Raw genomic sequence first — 16,863 nt, forward strand, 5'->3', positions numbered from 1 at the left:
GAAAATGAACGATAGAATCTGCTGGCGGGCCGGGAGTTGAAAGCTTCCGGTTCTTTCTTGTGTCAGCAGCTAATCTTTTCCTGTACACCCACAAAATCCAATGGATATTTTTGTTTAAGTTTGAAACAGATGCGTAATATACAAAATTACAGAAATAAATAAAAATAAAAACTAGTAATAAAAAATAAAATATGTCTGTTTGTATTGACTTTTCTGTCAATTATCGATACTCTGTTCATAGAATAAAAATAAAGCGCTTTAATTTTTATTATTCTGAAAACTATTACAGAAAAGATAATTGAAAGGAGATGAAGCAGTGGGAAGAATAGGAAGTAAAAGTACCACTGGTTGGAAAGCGACCATTTCTGTTTCCATGGCGAACTATATCGAAGCAGGTTCGATCATCGCGGCTGCCAGCAGCCTGTCTCTTTGGCAGGCCTATCTCGGACTGAGCAGTCTTTCTATCGGACTGCTCAGTGCCGTGAGTGCCAACGCTTTTGGCGCGGCAATCGGCGCTTTAATCGGCGGTTATTTGTGTGACAAATATGGCAGGAAATTTATTTATACGTACGATTTGCTTGTATATATGCTCGGAGTGCTGCTGATCGCCTGTTCGTTCAATTTTCCGATGCTGTTAATTGGAACCGTTATCACAGGTGTGGCAGTCGGAGCAGGGGTTCCTGCTTCCTGGACGTATATTGCGGAAGAAGCCCCTCATGAAAAGCGGGCGGCACACGTCGGAACGGCGCAGTTCGCCTGGTCTGTCGGACCGACTTTAACCTTTTTGCTTGCCGTATTGCTTGCTCCACTGGGACTGCTAGGGAGCCGTCTGATCTTTGTCCATTTACTCATCATCGCTTTTATTACTTGGTATATTCGTCAGGGACTATCTGAATCTACCATTTGGAAAGCCAACAAAACAAAGGAAAAAGAACAGGCTCAAACAAAGGCCCTGTCGAAACGAGCGTTTAAAGACTTATTCAGCCTCAAGGTCAACCGTGAAGCGTTGTTTCTATTAATCGGAATTTATTTATTCTGGAACTTAACTGCTGGAGCGATGGGATATTTCATGCCTTACATTTATGAAAATGTAGGCGGGCTGTCAGGAGTTCAGGCCAACCTGCTTCAAGTATTTCTTTGGGGACTCACCGTTCTCACCACATACTTTGGCTTTATGAAGCTCGGGGACAAATACAGCAGAAGATTGATCTTTGCTATCGGAGCGATCATGGGCATAGCAGCCTGGCTGATTCTCACATTTGCTCCGATGAACTGGTTTTCCCTTTTTGCTTTTGTCATTTTATGGGGGAGTGCCGCTGGAATTGGCGCCCAGGCATTTTACGGCCTGTGGGCAAGCGAGCTGTTCCCGACTACTTACAGGGCGGGAGCTCAAGGGTTCATGTATTTCCTTGTAAGAACAGGAATCGCAATATGGTCGTTTGTGCTGCCGACCGTTATGGACAAGCTTGGATTTCAAATCGCGGGGATTACGATGATTGTCTTTCTCGTTATTCATTTCGTCATCGGCGTCTGGCTGGCACCGGATACCCAGGGCAAATCTCTTGAACAGATAGAAAAAGAACGATTCGGAAAGAAAATGGATAGCGCAAGTAAAGATGCTTCCCTTTCATAGGGGGCAGACATACCCTTACTTTTAGTATTTAAGGTGAAAGAAATAGCTGGAATCCCGGTTGTGAGTATGAAGTATCATCTCCCCTTTGTTTAAAAAGGGGAGATGATACTCGCTTTTCACGGCAATTCAGGAAGCAGGGACGTTCGATGTTGGCATCTCTTGTGCCAGCATCGGACTGTCCTACATAAATCCAATTATATAGTCAGCATATATCCGATCATCCTTACCGGAGAAGATGGTTTTATAATTGTAAAGTATGGATTCAACTTGACAAACGAAACAAACAGTTATACAGTAAAACCATAATACTTCGTAAGACGAATTATTCGGCAGGTGATACAATGACTGATTTTGATAATCTGGAAGATCTATTTTTTAATCATATCGAAAAATTATTTTTCCCTGAAGAATGGCTTAAACTTGATTTGAAATTTTCTAAATCAGAGATTTTAACAATGTTATATCTTTATAAACGGAAAGAAATTACGATGAGGGAAATCGTAGAGTATTTAAATTCTCCTATGAGTACGGCGACAGGAATTGCGGATCGACTCGTAAAGAACGGTTTTATACACAGGTGTAGAAGTGAACATGATCGAAGGATCGTGATTTTGAAGCTCTCTGAAAAAGGAACTGGTTTGGTTAAAGAGATTATGAATATGGTTTCAAGTTATGTGAATGTCGTTTTAGACAATTTGACAGAAGAAGAGAAACAATTCCTAACTCAGATTGTATTAAAAATCATTAGTAGTGTTCAGAAAAAGTTAAGTGAAGATCATGTCCAGCCGGAAGATAATCATTCGATTAAAAAAATCGAGATTGAATAGCTTCTGTAGGAAAAGCTTGGGAGGCTTGGATTTTCATTTAACCAATATTTCGTAATCCGTACGATCCATTGTAAGAAATATTAAGTTTTTTGGCGACAGTAGCTGAAATGCTTAATTTTTTGATAAATACTTCGTTTTACGTACTATTCGGTTAATGAATAAAAAGGAGGAAGAAACATGAGAATTATTTTGTACACGGGAAAAGGCGGAGTGGGAAAAACAAGTGTGGCGGCTGCAACAGCGGTTAAATGTGCAAAAGAGGGAAAGAAAACGCTTGTCATCAGTACAGATCCAGCACATAGTCTGGGAGATTCCCTTGATATGAAGCTGACAAATGAGCCAGTAGAGGCAGCTGCGAATTTGTGGGCGCATGAAATCGATACGATTCATGAAGTGGAAGAGGGATGGGGAAAGGTTCAGAGTTATCTGACGGAACTTTTTACAAGTAAAGCAGTGAAAGATATTACTACACAAGAGTTAACGGTTTTTCCTGGTATGGAGGACCTTCTCAGCCTATTAAGAATTTTAAAATATTATAAAGAAGATTTTTATGATGTCATTATTATTGATTGCGCCCCAACAGGAGAAACACTAGCATTACTGAGTTTTCCGGAAATGCTTCGCTGGTGGATGGAAAAACTTTTCCCTTTGAAAAAGAAGGCTGTTAAAGTTGTTGGACCGATAGCCCAATCGATTACGAAAATCCCGATGCCTTCTGGGCAAGTGTTAGAGGAAATTGATAGAATGTATTACCAATTAGATGAAATGAAACAGATTTTTTCCGAACGGGATACAACAAGTATTCGAGTCGTGGTGAATCCAGAAAAAATGGTCATAAAAGAAGCGCAGCGGAGCTTTACTTATTTGAATCTATACGATTTCAATATCGATGCCGTTGTCATCAATCGTGTTATACCTGATGAGGTGACGGATACGTATTTTCAATCATGGAAGGACATCCAAAAGAAATACAAAAAAGACATTAAAGAAAGCTTTAGTCCCATTCCTATTTATAATGCCCCCCTTTTTGAGAAGGAAGTAGTTGGAATGACGATGCTTGACCGAATGGGGAAGGAAGTTTTCAAAGAGGAGGATCCGATTGAAATCAAGTATAAAGGTCGAGCCCAAAAGATAATCAGCGATGGGGACGGTTACATGATGGAGATTGAGATGCCGTTTGTTCAGAAAAATGAGCTGTCACTAAATCAGAAGGGGGATGAGCTCATAATAAAAATCGGGAATATCAAACGCAATATTACCTTGCCTAGAACGCTGTTAGACTATTCTATCTATAAAGCGAAATTTGAGAATGAAAAATTACGAATTTATTTTGGGGGCGGTCAAAATGAATGAATCCTTTATTAAATGTTTAATCAAGCATAAGTTGAAAGTATCTAAAAGTGTAATGGATCATTTACCTCCAGAGTTATCAAAACAAATCATGGGTGCGGGAAAAACAATTCTGGAAGCCGTTAATGAAGGAATTAAAGAAATAGAGAATACTCCCACAGAAGATACAAAGAAATCAAGTGAATTGAAGAATGTTTCAATTGATTAATTGATCACTTTTCATATGACCCTTCAAGTTTTCAACTTTCCTGAGCTTTAACCTTATCTTCAGGTTCGCTCGGAGTAGATTTTTCTACAGACTGCAGCTGGTAAATCCCGGCTGTTTTTTTATTTGCCTTTATAAGGCTGTGCTTAACACAAAATTTACATTAGATTTACATTTGTAATATAATGCAATAAGAACTTCTAATGCGTTACTTGATGGAGAGTGAAGGTATGAAACAAGCTATGCAAAAGGTCGGCGCCGGTATTGCGTTCGTGGTGGGAAATCTATTTATCTCGTTGCTGGTTCTATCGATTTATCAGTGGGCGAGTCATTCGTTTCAAACCAATCCAGCAATCGACTGGGTTCAAGTACATACAAAATTTTTCGGGATGCTCGTATTAATTGGAGGAGGGTTGCTGTTATTAACAGTCCCTCTCCAGTTGAAGCTGCTGGTAAAGATCCAGGAGCATAAAGTCCTTATGAGAGGATGTAAAATCCTCATCTTACTCGTGATGCTCATTGCTTCCGCAGTTTTTGTGAACTTTATTTTTCAAGCAGCAGAGGAATTTATGCACCCGGACAGGGCAATCGACTGGATTCAGGAAAACCGTGCCCGCTTCCTGATCGGTGTGCTCTATTTGTTTTTGTTTGCCTGTCTGTTTTATTTTGTTTTCGGAAATGTGTATTTATCGATGATTCTTTTTACCACAGTAGGAACTGCACTTGCTTATGTCCATTACAACAAAATGAACTTTCGCAGCGAGCCCCTTTATCCGGCTGACTTTCAACAGCTTGGCCATATGAAGGAAGTGCTGCCGATGATCGCTGGTTACTTATCGTTTGGACGGATTACGGCTGTCCTTGTGGCTATTGTCATCCTGCTGTTTTTAGTGCCGTTTCTCCCGAAGATCAAAACGGTTTGGTGGGCGAGACTAGTGCTCATTCCTGTCACTGCATTTCTCTTGTACAGTTGTACGTATTACGAAAGCACTTTTGTTAAACAAGGGTTGGAGAAGTTGGAGATTAAAGCGGTAGGCTGGAACCAGCTTACAAACTTTAAGAAAAATGGCTTTCTGTTTGCCTTTGTCTCGAATCTTCAGGGTGATCAGTTTAAAGAGCCGGACAAGTATAACAAATCACAAGTCACAGAAATTGCCCAGGAGCTCCAAAAGGAAAGTGCGGTCAGCGTTTTTAATCCGGATACAAAACCTAAGGAAAAACCTAATATCATTTATTTAATGAGTGAGGCGTTTTGGGATCCGACAAGACTTCCGAATGTTACATTCAGTGCGGATCCGATGCCTCATATCAGGAAACTGATGAAAGAGTACCCATCCGGAAATATTTTGTCCCCTATGTTTGGCGGTGGCACGGCTAATGTAGAATTTGAGGCACTGACAGGGTACTCCATGGCCTTTCTAAAAGAAGGAACGATTCCTTATCAGGAGATGATCGAAAAACAGCCGCCTGTCCCTACGTTAGTGTCGACACTGAACAATATGGGCTATTACACGACCGCTTATCATCCGAATAATAAAGTGTTTTATAAGCGGAACCGCGTGTACGACCGGTTTGGGTTTAATGATTTTATCAGCGTGGAGGACATTACCTTCAAGAAATATTCGGGCAGGTATGTGGCTGATGAATCTGTGTCGAAAGAAATATTGAAGGTACTTAAAGATCATAAGGAGCCGACCTTTGTTCATAGCGTAACGATGCAGAATCACTTTCCGTACCGCGGTGATCGCTATGAACATCCGGATATTGAAGTTTCAGGATTATCTAAAGAGCAGACACCGGTACTTGAAGAATATGTCGAAGGAATCCGCAGATCGGACGTAGCCATGCAGATGCTGGTTGACGAGCTTGAACAATTGGATGAACCGACCATTGTCGTCTTCTGGGGCGATCACTTGCCGATCCTCGGGGACAATAAAGCATTATATAAAGAAACGCATTTCGCTGAGGGAAAGTCAAAAGCGGAAGAGGACGTCATGTACTCCAAGACTCCGATGTTCATGTATGCGAATTTTCCAATCGAACAAAAGGATCTGGGGACGGTGAGTCCTGTATTCTTCCCATCCATGGTGCTTCAATATGCAGGGCTGGAGGTATCCCCTTTCTACTCGTTCTTATCGGAAGTGCACAGTGAGTTTAACGGAATCAAATCAAATGTGAAGCTCGATGACGAGAATCAGATCATTACTGATTTAACGGATAAACAAAAGCAGCTGCTCAATCAATACCGTCTGCTGGAATATGATTTATTAGCAGGAAAACAGTATACGGAATCTCTCTTGTATAACGGAAACCCGTAGAGGTTTTTCATGGAATTCCGCATTTCAGTGGGGTAGATATTACGAGACCTCGGTGGAAAAGCGGGCGATCCAAAGTTCAAATTTCCTCCTCAACAAATTGAAAGTCTTCAGGAAACCCTGAAGACTTTTTTTACGTTTCTGAGGAAGCAGTGAACTTAGAAGACTTCTCCGTGCGATTAATGATCGAAGTTCCGACGAGATCACCGGTGACATTTAGAGCCGTACAGCCCATACCGACAAGCACATCGACAGCTGTTAAAAGAGCAACAGCTTCCATGGGCAGTCCCACCTGTGAAAAGACCGTTGCAATCATGATAATACCCGCTCCAGGAACTCCTGCGGTTCCAACAGAGGCAAGCGTTCCGACAATCACAATTTGCAGGATTGCGGTAAAACTTAACGGATCATTAATAACGTTGGCTGCAAAAACAGCAGACACCGCAATCCGAATTGCCGCACCATCCATATTAATCGTGGCTCCGAGCGGGAGGCTGAATCCGTATAGGCTTTTTTTGAGACCGAGTCCTCTTGCAGCATCTAAGGTCAGCGGCAGCGTACCTGAACTGCTTTGCGTTACAAAAGCTGTCAGCATTGGTGTGCGGGCTTTTGAGAAAAACGACGCTGGGCGGATTTTTGCCAAAGTAAGAAATAGAATATAGAGCACAAGCTGGACGTGAAGCGCCGCGTACAATACGAGAATAAATTTTCCCAGAGATAATAGAGTCTCTGTGCCTTGATTGCCGACAACTTTAGCAATAATAGCAAAAATCCCAATCGGTACATACTGAAGAATCCCTTTCATGACAACGAGTGTAGCTTCATTCAGGCCGCTTGCTACTTGATAAACCTGCTCCCCGATCTCTTTATACGAATCAGAAGCTCTTAAAAAGGAAATCGCAATCCCGAATACAATTGCAGTAAAAATAATTCCGAGAAGATTCATTTCCGTAAAGGCTGTTATGATATTATCAGGGACAATATTTAATAAGACCTGAACAACTCCAGGATTCTCGGGTGTTTCGAAGCTTTCGTTTCCGGTTAAAGAAGTACCTGACCCAGGGTTGAAAATGCTTGCTATGAGTATTCCGGCGATCATAGCTGCTGCTGACGTGATGAGATAATAGAGAAAGACTTTTCCTCCCATCCGTCCGAGACTGCTAATACTCGTCTGGTTGACGCCGATGATCAAGGTGAACAGAATGAGCGGGAGAATCACAAACTTTAATAACCGCATCAATAAATCTCCCAAAGGTGCTAATACAGCTGCGTCCTCACCGAAAATCAACCCGACGACTATACCGGCGGTTAAGGCAATGGTGATCTTTTTAATCAGAGACGCTTCTAAATAACCTTGCCAAATTTTTTTCATGCTTGAACCTCCTTTAAGATAGTTAAAATTCATGAAATCAGATAAGCTTACTCAGTATTCAGTTCTATAAAAATAGCTGATCCTTGCCATTCCTGTCAAAATCTTTGCTTCTGTGACAGGGAGTTCCTATAAAATCATTCAAATAAAAAGGAGAGATATTACGTGTCTGCTTCCCAGGTTGTCCTGTTGCTAAGTATCGGTTATATCATATTTACCATTGATAAAAAGCAAAAAAACCTTCCCGTTCCTGTTCTCCTCCTGTTGACGGGGATGATCTTATCTTTTGTTCCTTATTTTGCAACTATTCAAGTATCTGAAACGGTGATTTATGATGTGTTTCTTCCGGGTTTGTTATTTACGTCAGCCTATACATATTCTCCTCAGGCGCTGCGCAAGTATGCCGGTATTATTGGTGTGCTCAGCACCGTCGGTTTAATCTCGACAGCTTTATTGCTGGGATTGCTTATGTATGTAGTCGCTGGCTGGTTTTTTCCTATTTCCTTGGCCGGTGCTTTTCTCGCTGCTTCCATTCTGACTCCGACGGACCCTGTCTCTGTAGTCTCAATTCTGAAGCAGTCATCAAATGACCCGAGTGTCGCTGATGTTGTGGATGGGGAGTCGATGATTAATGATGGAACGAGTGTCGTGTTATTCGGGGTGCTTGCAGGCATGTATGTCAACAGTCAATCTTTTCATATATGGTCCTTCTTTGGCGAATTTCTTTATGTATCTATTGGAGGGATCGTTCTCGGACTGGGGATAGGCTGGCTTTGCAGCCGGGCCGTTCATATTACGCATCACAAACAGTATCAGGTCATGCTCAGTATTGTCACTGCCTATGGGATCTTTCATCTGGCAGAACATCTCGGCTTTTCCGGAGTACTGGCTACGGTAACAGCCGGGATCATGATTTCCTGGGAGTTTGACCACATGAATAAAGAAGATCATTACAGGGAGGCCCTGGCTGGGTTCTGGGATGTTGTGGAACCATCGCTGCTCTCGCTTGTGTTTTTATTAATTGGAATTGAAGCTACGAAATACTTAACGTCGATTTCCTGGATCCTTGCCATTGTCATATTTATGGGCTCCGTTGTAGTAAGGTTTATGGTGGTTGCTGCTTCCATGCAATTATTCAGCGGATGGCGGGAATTTATTGATTGGAAACGGGCTTCGCTTATTTCGTGGGCGGGTATACGGGGAACGATGTCTGTGTTCCTTTTGTTAAGCCTTCACGCCCAGCTCCTTGGAAAAGGGGATCAACTATTGTCTATCAGTTTCGCGGTAGTCGTGCTGTCATTAGTCCTGCAGAGCATCGGGATTTATCCTTTAGCTAGAAAAATGGTGAAATAAAAAATCTCCCGTGTAAAAACGGGAGATGGATTTCACTATACACCGTATTCTTTTTCCGGCTGGGAATGCTTAATGAAAAAGGCTAAGATGACACCGACAAGGGCGATAAGCGTCGCAGCGATAAAGGAAACGTTCACGCCGTGTATCAGACCGGTGACTCCTTCCGATGGATGCGCCTGATTCGTCATAATGGAGACGAGCAGAGCGGTACCAACGGCGCCGGAAACCTGTCTCATCGTATTGTTCATTGCTGTTCCGTGCGGCATTAAATGCTGTGGCAGCTGATTTAACCCTGCTGTAGTTACAGGCATCATCACCATAGCTATCCCGAACATTCTTACTGCATTCACCACAGCGAGGTACGTGAATGTGGTCTCGGGAGTAATGTCTGTGAACATATAGGTGGAAAAGGCAAGCAGCGCAAGTCCGATAACCGCCAGCCACTTTGCGCCAAACTTGTCAAACAGCCGCCCGGTAATCGGGTTCATAATTCCCATGAGCAAGGCGCCTGGAAGCAGCATTAAGCCTGATTCGAATGCTGTGAATCCAAGCATGTTCTGCATAAGGATCGGCAGGATAACCGCTCCGCCAATCATCGCAATAAAGGTCACCATGCCCAGGGCCGTCGTTAACGTGAAAATCTTATACTTGAAAATCCGGAATTCAAGAATGGGTTTTTCAAGTTTCAATTGGCGCAGGATAAACAGCGTCAGGGCTATCGCTCCAACGATGAGCGAAATAATGACCTCAGGGTGTCCCCAGCCTCCATTACCAGCTACACTAAATCCGTAAAGCAATCCTCCGAAGCCGAAGGTCGATAAAATAATTGACAGTGTATCCACGCGAGGAAACGTCTGTTTGGTTACGTTCTTTAAGATAAAGTAAGCAAGGAACATATCTAAGATAGCGATCGGTAAAATAATATAGAATAAACTTCTCCAAGGAAAATGCTCGACTAAGTATCCTGACAGTGTGGGCCCGATAGCTGGAGCAAAGGCAATTACTAACCCGAACATTCCCATCGCTGCCCCTCGCTTTTCAATCGGGAAGACAAGAAACAGTATGGTCTGCATAAGCGGAAGGATAATTCCCGCTCCTGATGCCTGCAGAATTCTTCCTAATAAAAGGACAATAAAGTTTGGTGCGAGCGCACAGATGAGAGTTCCAACTGCAAACAGTCCTACGGCCGTCATAAACAGTCTCCGTGTTGTAAATCGTTCAATTAAAAAAGCAGTAATAGGGATCATGATGCCATTTACTAGCATAAAAATCGACTGCAGCCACTGGGCCGTATTTGCATCAAGCTGAAGGTCAGCCATGATTTTCGGCAGCGCAGTAGCAAGCAATGTTTGGTTTAAGATTGCAACGAATGCACCAGAAATTAATACAATCATCAACGGTACCCGGTTGATGGCTTCCTGCTGCTGTGCTTGTTCTTCCGCCATGTCAATATTCCTTCTTTCTTTTCAAATAATTACCTAACAACTGATTTTAGCACACTTCCCTGCTTTCTTTTAGTAACCTGCTCACAGAATGAAAAGAGGAAAAAATTTATTTATGTAGAAACCATTAACGTATTCTTTACAATATGTCCGGAAGGAGAAGATTTCATGCTTGCATTCAAAACGCTCAATGAGGTGCCCCTTAAAGAAGCGGCTGAGATTTGGAATTTATGTTTTGAAGGGTATTCCATGAATGTTTCTGTCACTACTGAAGGGCTGATTCAACGGTTCACAGCTGATGGGCTGTCTGTTGAACTTTCTTTTATTGCTTACAAGGATCACAAGCCGGCCGGCATCGTGCTGAACGGAATCCGGGAGCAGCAGGGGAAAATGCGCGCCTGGAATGGAGGGACAGGCATCCCTGTTTCCTATCGGGGGAAAGGCTTAGGCAGGGAGCTGATTGAACATGCCTTGCAGCTTTATCAAGAGCGCGATGTAACCACAGCCAGTCTGGAAGCGCTCAGCGATAACGGGAGAGCGATTAAGCTCTATGAAAAAATGGGTTATAAAAAGATAGAGACTCTGCTTTTTTTACAGCAGGAAGGTACACTTCAAACAGCTGCAAACCAGCAGGGTTTCCAGTTAGAGACGTCCATCGCTTCACAAGCTCAGTACCTAAAGTTTTCTCCTAAGCGTGTGCCGTGGCAATGTCAATGGCCGTCGCTCCGTCTGGACGGTGAGCTTGCCGTCGTGAAGAAGGAAGGAGAAGTGCTTGCTTATCTGTTATATAAACGGCGCTATGACGAAGAGGGCAGGTTGAAAACGATTCTTTTGTTTCAAACAGGCGGGGAGGAGCAGCATCCAGCCTATCGAGAAGCTCTGGAGTTTGGACTAGGGCGGATCTTTCAGCCGCGCATCCATTGCAAGCGGATGACGTTTAATTTTCCTGAATCCAGCTGTACCGCTGTAAAGCTCTTGAAAGGTCGAGGATTTGAAACGAGCATGCGACAGGTTTATATGGAGAAAAAACTGTAAAAAAAGACGGCTCGGAAGATTAACTCCGGCCGTCTTTCATTTGATTAAACGATTTTTGAATATTCTTCTTGCGTGTGATTTGCCGGTTTAGTAAAACTCATGCAGGCAATGAACAAACCGGATACAATCAGTGTTAACACAAGTCCGAGTAAACCCGAACGGTATAATTCGTGAAAGAAACCCGCGGTGAGAAGGATTAAAACGACTGCTCCAGCTAAAGCATACGTGCCCAGATGCTTGACGGATCCTTTCCATTTCCATTCGTTAGAAGAATCAAGCAGGCTGATGAAAACAATGGTCACGATGTTGGCGATCATTCCGATCCACACCGGATGGATGTTCAAATAAAAGCCATTAATCGCCCAGCCGCCAAGGTGGTACCAGAGAAGGCCGGCGGCAGAGCCGGTAAATAAGGAAACAAAAGCGGCCCGCTTCGTTACGACCGGCCAAAAAATAGCTGCAACAACTGGAGCGAAGGTGGCAGAGTTCCGCGTCACCCAGGCAAGCACATTCCACCATGCCGATTGTTCTGCACGCAGCATAGCAAATCCGATCATAAGCAGAGTTAATAACAGCAGGGACCATTTCGTGTACTTGACCAGCTGCTGTTCAGTTGCTTTCGGGTTGATTGCCTTCCCGACGTCCCGGCCAAGACTGGTTGCTCCGGAAAACTGACACGGAGCCCCCCAGCTGAGCGCTGCTGCCCAGAAACCGAGGAAAAACAATCCAACAAGCGGGGCGGGAAGTGTATCCATCAAGTACATAGGAACGGCGATCAACCCACGTGTTTCTCCAGGGACAGCTTGGGCTGCAGCAAGCCCGAATAAAACCGCGCCGGCAATTAAAGGAATACCTAACAGAGAAGCATAAAGCAGACCGTTACGTCCCTGTTTAGCCGTTTTGCAGGAAAGTGCCATTTGGAAGGCGGCCTGGGCAAGGATGACATTGAATAAAAACGTGCCAAACCAAGCAAGGATGGTTTGCATTCCGACACTGCCGACATGGGCATACTGAGGTTTTTCCTGAAACAATTCCTTCAGTCCGTCGACCCCTGGATTTACAAAGAAAGCGTAGGTGCCGATGGCAAGCATGATGAAAAAGATCACGACATTGCTTAATTGCGTCAATCCAACGGACCACATGCCGCCGAACTGTAAATATGCAAATAACAAAGTCGCAGTGAGCACGACAGACCATACAAGAGAAATGCCTGTAAAAACCGAGAGCGCTGAAGCAAAAGCTAATGCGGTAGCGACCGACCACATCGGAAAAGTGAATGCCGTAATGGCACCGGCTAAGCCGCGGACTTTTTCTCCGTACCGGTCTCCGAGCAGACCGGAAATCGTGACAAGTGCTTTTTTCCTGAAAGGTGCAATCAATACTAAAGCGATAATCAGGACCTGCACGGTTTCTGCAACCCCGTACCACACAGCTGAGACTCCGTGAAGATAACTCAATTCAATAATGGCAATATAAGAGGAACCCGAAAACAATCCCGTGATACAAACGGTAACAAACAGCGTATTAAAGCTGCGGCCGCCTACAAAATAGCCATTTCCATCGGCGGCTTTTTTCCTTGCGACCTGGCTGATAAAAATTAAATAAACGGTATAAACAAGAGCAAACCCGATAAACCAATAACCAACCGTCGTCATAATAAATCCTCCTTTTCAATAAAAAACGGCCACTTCAAAAGGAAGAGGCCGTTACTCTTCCTCATCTCTCAGACTTCTGTCTGCTGGAGTTAGCACCTTGTCATTATGGACAGGTTGCTGCAGGATCGCGGGACCAAGTTCCTCCCCTGCTCTTGATAAGGATGTATTCCGTATAAATTTGTCTAACACATTACCGCAGTAAACAGATAAAGTCAATGCGATTTCATGAATATAGGTTGAAAGAAGGATTCATCTATTTGTTAGTCTGCTACTTTGGACGGAGCAGTGCTTACGGCTTTGCTGGTTGATTCTCCCGGCACCAGCTTTGCTGGGAGGAGAATTTCCTGACACGGTTCGTCCTTGTTTGCCATCCGCCAGATCAATCGGTTAACGGCGGTCCGTCCAAACAGTTTAAGGTCAATATCCATCGAAGTAATTCTTGGTGTAGAAAGCTGCGAGAGCTGGCCGTTATCGAAACTGCAAATAGAAACATCATCAGGCACATGAATCCCGAGCTGCTTTAATCCGGAATTGACTAGATAACCAAGGCCGTCGTTGACGCAAAACCAGGCCGTGGGCTGTTTGGGGAGCTGTTCGATAAAGCGGTTAATGACGTCATCTTCTTCACGGGCATCTTTAAACAAAAATTCCTCGTTTACAGGAACGTTGTAATCCTTCAATGCGAGGAGAAACCCTTCCAGACGCTCCTGGTAGCTCGGAGAAAAATCTACGTTTCCTACATAGCCGATATTCTTATGGCCAAGCTCTAATAAGTGCTGGGCGGCTCTGTATGCCCCGAAGCGGTTATTGGTAAGAATGGCATCAGCTTCAATATTAGGGTGATGGTGATCGACTAGAACAGTCGGTACACCTGTATTAATGACTTCCTGAATATAATCATTGTTTAAATGGGAGAGAATCAATACGCCATCAACCGAACGATCTTTTAAAAAGGATGGCAGCGATAAGCTTTCTTCGGACTTTTTATTAATGGACTGTAATAATAAGTTTTTCGTTTGTTTCTGGGCTTCTTCTTCAACCGTCAAATAGATTTCACCAAAAAAGCTTTTCATGGAGAAAGCAAATTCAGAAGCAATCAATCCAATATTTCCTGATACAGCAGACTCCGCGTCGTTTGCCTGAGAGCCTTTCGGGACGTAGTTGTATCCCAGCTTATCGGCGGTTTTGTAAACTTGTTTTCTTGTAGCATCACTGACTCCGGGTTTTCCGGTTAATGCCTGGGATACAGAGTTCTTCGATATATTCAGCTCATCGGCAATATCCTGCATGGTCACTCTTTTTGCCATAAAAGGTTCAACCTTTCTATTAGATGATTCGTTCATTTGTAACGTTACAAAACAATATACGTTAATTTGATCAGTTTATCAATAGGTTTGCTTATTTGTAGCTATTTTAAGAATATTTCGATCAACCGTTGACATTACAAGTTAACGGTGTATAATTCTTTGTAACGTTACTGATTGGCGTTTTTGTTAACGTTACAAGTAATTTGTAATCATGGGCCAGTTATCATTATCTTACTAAAATTTGTTAATCGCTTCCAATTCATTGAGGAAGCTTTACTTATTCACAAACATGAAAGGGTTTTCAGAAAACTACTATATGAAGCTTGGAGGAGAAAAAAGCATTATGAATGTAATTCGATTTCAGGAGAATCCACTGATCACTCCGCAGCAGGTGAAGCCTTATCACAATGACCATGAAGTGATTGGCGTTTTCAACGCAGGAGTAGCTGAATACAATGGCGAAGTCCTTTTGCTTCTAAGGGTGGCCGAACGCCCTTTGACAACGGACAAGGAAGTAATTAAAGCCCCTTATATTGATTTATCGAGTGGAACAGGAAAGCTGCAGATGGCAGAGCTCGATCTAAAGGATCCCCGCTATGATTTTTCCGATCCACGATCGATTACTTACGCAAAGAGTGGGAGAGCAGCTTATTTAACTTCTCTTTCCTACATTCGAATCGCCCGCAGTAAGGATGGCAGGCATTTTACAATTGATGATGAACCATTGATCTACCCTGAGAACGAACGGGAGGTGTGGGGCATTGAAGACCCACGGGTCACACAGATCGATGATACGTATTACATTCAATATAGTGCAGTTTCGCCTGAGGGTATCGGAGTTGGCCTTATTTCAACGAAAAACTTCTCCAGCATGAAAAGGCATGGATTAATGCTTCATCCAGAGAATAAGGATGTCGCCATTTTTCCGGAAAAAATCAATGGCAAGTATTACTGTCTTCACAGGCCTGTTCCTAAAGGCATCGGACGTCCGGAGATTTGGATTGCCGAGTCTGATAATCTGCTTTACTGGGGAAATCATCAATATTTACTGGGATTAAGTGAAGACGGCTGGGATAACGGGCGAATCGGCGGCGGAGCCGTTCCCATACGGACTGAAAAAGGCTGGCTGGAAATTTACCATGCGGCTGATAAAAACAACCGTTACTGTCTCGGAGCCGTGCTGCTGGACCTTCAGAACCCGGCACAAATCCTTGCTAAAACAAAAGAGCCCATCTTAACGCCTGAGAGTGATTATGAAACAAGCGGATTTTTTGGCAATGTTGTTTTCACTTGCGGGGCTGTCGTGGAGGAGCAGGAAATTACAGTTTATTATGGAGCTTCTGACACTTCCATGGCCGCAGCCACGATGAATCTTGAAGATATTTTTTCACAACTGACTTATCGCTGAAAGGAGGTGCCGTCTTGTACCGCGTGGAAAGTTTGTTAACAGAATACCGGGCAAACCGTTTAGTAAAAGAAGCGGAAAAACTGATTTTTGCTGGGGTAGGGAAGAGAGATGTCTACAACATTACAGCTCCTTTTGAAGACAACGGAAAACGGATCATCGCCGGAAGAGTCGAAGCACGCGACTCGGAAAATTCAGAGGTCGTTTTCTTCTCTGAGCAAAATGGAGAATGGCGTCCTGAACCGGGACTCCCAACGTATTCCTTGCAGGATCCGTTTGTTTCGAAAATCCATGATGAGCTCGTGTTTGGCGGGGTGGAGATTTTTCCTCATCCGACAAACGAAGGCGCGTTATCATGGCGGACCGTTTTTTATAAAGGGGATGGATTATCCGGCTTAACCCGTTTTGCATCAGGACCTGATGGCATGAAGGATATCCGCTTAGTCGAGCTTGAGGATAAAAGCATTGGTGTGTTCACAAGGCCTCAGGGAGAAAAAGGCGGCCGGGGGAAAATGGGCTATACTTCTATATCCCAACTCGAAGAGCTGCAAGCGGAAACCATCGCTGAAGCTCCGTTGATTGAATCACATTTCGCTGATGAAGAATGGGGCGGGGCTAACGAAGTACGGCTTTTGAAAAATAACGAAATAGGCGTGCTCGGTCACATGGCAGCGTTTGATGAAGCCGGGAACCGTCATTATTATCCCATTGTATTTCAATACGATCCTGTGCATAATCAAATTTCCCATATGAAAATCATTGCTTGCCGTGATGATTTTCCAGAAGGAGAAGCGAAAAGGCCGGATTTAACCGACGTGTTGTTCAGTGGTGGCATCGAACGCTTAAACAACCAGGAAGCTGCACTTTATGTAGGAGCGAGTGATGCGGAAGCATACAGAGCCGTCATTTTTGATCCATTTGTCAGTTTGGAACAACAAAACAGCTTATTTAGGAGGGGAATGTAATC

At 43.6% G+C, this 16,863-nt stretch carries 13 protein-coding genes and 1 riboswitch; of the genes, 9 read left to right on the plus strand and 4 right to left on the minus strand.

What is annotated here, in order from left to right:
• Positions 1 to 316 precede the first annotated feature (316 nt).
• The 5 genes from MUN89_RS03295 (at position 317) to MUN89_RS03315 (ending at position 6,333) form a co-directional block, all read left to right on the plus strand.
• Entirely contained in the window at positions 317 to 1,633 is a 1,317-nt protein-coding gene (locus MUN89_RS03295) for an MFS transporter (protein ID WP_244711378.1), read from the plus strand.
• Positions 1,634 to 1,974: 341 nt separating this feature from the next.
• Positions 1,975 to 2,460 carry a MarR family winged helix-turn-helix transcriptional regulator gene (locus MUN89_RS03300; protein ID WP_244711380.1) on the plus strand — a complete coding sequence of 162 codons (486 nt, stop codon included), beginning with the start codon at positions 1,975 to 1,977 and terminating at the stop codon, positions 2,458 to 2,460.
• A gap of 177 nt (positions 2,461 to 2,637) precedes the next feature.
• Entirely contained in the window at positions 2,638 to 3,813 is a 1,176-nt protein-coding gene (locus MUN89_RS03305) for an ArsA family ATPase (RefSeq protein WP_244711382.1), read from the plus strand.
• Positions 3,806 to 4,018, plus strand: coding sequence for a hypothetical protein (locus MUN89_RS03310; RefSeq protein WP_244711383.1), 213 nt, complete (start codon positions 3,806 to 3,808; stop codon positions 4,016 to 4,018). Before MUN89_RS03305 ends, MUN89_RS03310 begins: the two co-directional genes overlap by 8 nt.
• A 227-nt stretch (positions 4,019 to 4,245) precedes the next feature.
• A complete protein-coding gene (locus MUN89_RS03315) occupies positions 4,246 to 6,333 on the plus strand; it encodes an LTA synthase family protein (RefSeq protein WP_244711385.1) in 2,088 nt (695 codons plus the stop codon).
• A 130-nt stretch (positions 6,334 to 6,463) separates the two neighbouring features.
• Here MUN89_RS03315 and MUN89_RS03320 read toward each other — a convergent pair whose 3' ends face one another.
• Complete coding sequence (locus MUN89_RS03320) at positions 6,464 to 7,702, minus strand: dicarboxylate/amino acid:cation symporter (RefSeq protein ID WP_244711387.1); 1,239 nt, start codon at positions 7,700 to 7,702, stop codon at positions 6,464 to 6,466.
• Positions 7,703 to 7,864: 162 nt separating this feature from the next.
• Between MUN89_RS03320 and MUN89_RS03325 the strand changes: the two genes are divergently transcribed.
• A complete protein-coding gene (locus MUN89_RS03325; RefSeq protein WP_244711389.1) occupies positions 7,865 to 9,052 on the plus strand; it encodes a cation:proton antiporter in 1,188 nt (395 codons plus the stop codon).
• Positions 9,053 to 9,087: 35 nt separating this feature from the next.
• Here the strand turns inward: MUN89_RS03325 and MUN89_RS03330 are convergent, their stop codons facing one another.
• Positions 9,088 to 10,497, minus strand: coding sequence for a DHA2 family efflux MFS transporter permease subunit (locus MUN89_RS03330; RefSeq protein WP_244711390.1), 1,410 nt, complete (start codon positions 10,495 to 10,497; stop codon positions 9,088 to 9,090).
• 165 nt (positions 10,498 to 10,662) lie between these two features.
• On the opposite strand from MUN89_RS03330, the gene MUN89_RS03335 reads away from it, so the two are divergent.
• Entirely contained in the window at positions 10,663 to 11,529 is an 867-nt protein-coding gene (locus MUN89_RS03335) for a GNAT family N-acetyltransferase (RefSeq protein ID WP_244711392.1), read from the plus strand.
• A 44-nt stretch (positions 11,530 to 11,573) separates the two neighbouring features.
• On the opposite strand, the gene MUN89_RS03340 is transcribed toward MUN89_RS03335, so the two are convergent.
• A complete protein-coding gene (locus tag MUN89_RS03340; protein ID WP_244711394.1) occupies positions 11,574 to 13,184 on the minus strand; it encodes a sodium:solute symporter family protein in 1,611 nt (536 codons plus the stop codon).
• A 58-nt stretch (positions 13,185 to 13,242) separates the two neighbouring features.
• A riboswitch (SAM riboswitch) is annotated at positions 13,243 to 13,346 on the minus strand.
• 98 nt (positions 13,347 to 13,444) lie between these two features.
• Positions 13,445 to 14,491: a substrate-binding domain-containing protein gene (locus tag MUN89_RS03345; protein ID WP_244711396.1), complete on the minus strand. Its 1,047-nt coding sequence runs from the start codon at positions 14,489 to 14,491 to the stop codon at positions 13,445 to 13,447.
• A 343-nt stretch (positions 14,492 to 14,834) separates the two neighbouring features.
• On the opposite strand from MUN89_RS03345, the gene MUN89_RS03350 reads away from it, so the two are divergent.
• Positions 14,835 to 15,899, plus strand: coding sequence for a BtaManbiosPhlase (locus MUN89_RS03350; protein WP_244711398.1), 1,065 nt, complete (start codon positions 14,835 to 14,837; stop codon positions 15,897 to 15,899).
• A 14-nt stretch (positions 15,900 to 15,913) separates the two neighbouring features.
• A complete protein-coding gene (locus MUN89_RS03355; protein ID WP_244711399.1) occupies positions 15,914 to 16,861 on the plus strand; it encodes an MTP-1 family protein in 948 nt (315 codons plus the stop codon).
• Positions 16,862 to 16,863 lie beyond the last annotated feature (2 nt).

The organism is Halobacillus salinarum (assembly GCF_022919095.1).
Taxonomy (GTDB): domain Bacteria; phylum Bacillota; class Bacilli; order Bacillales; family Halobacillaceae; genus Halobacillus_B; species Halobacillus_B salinarum.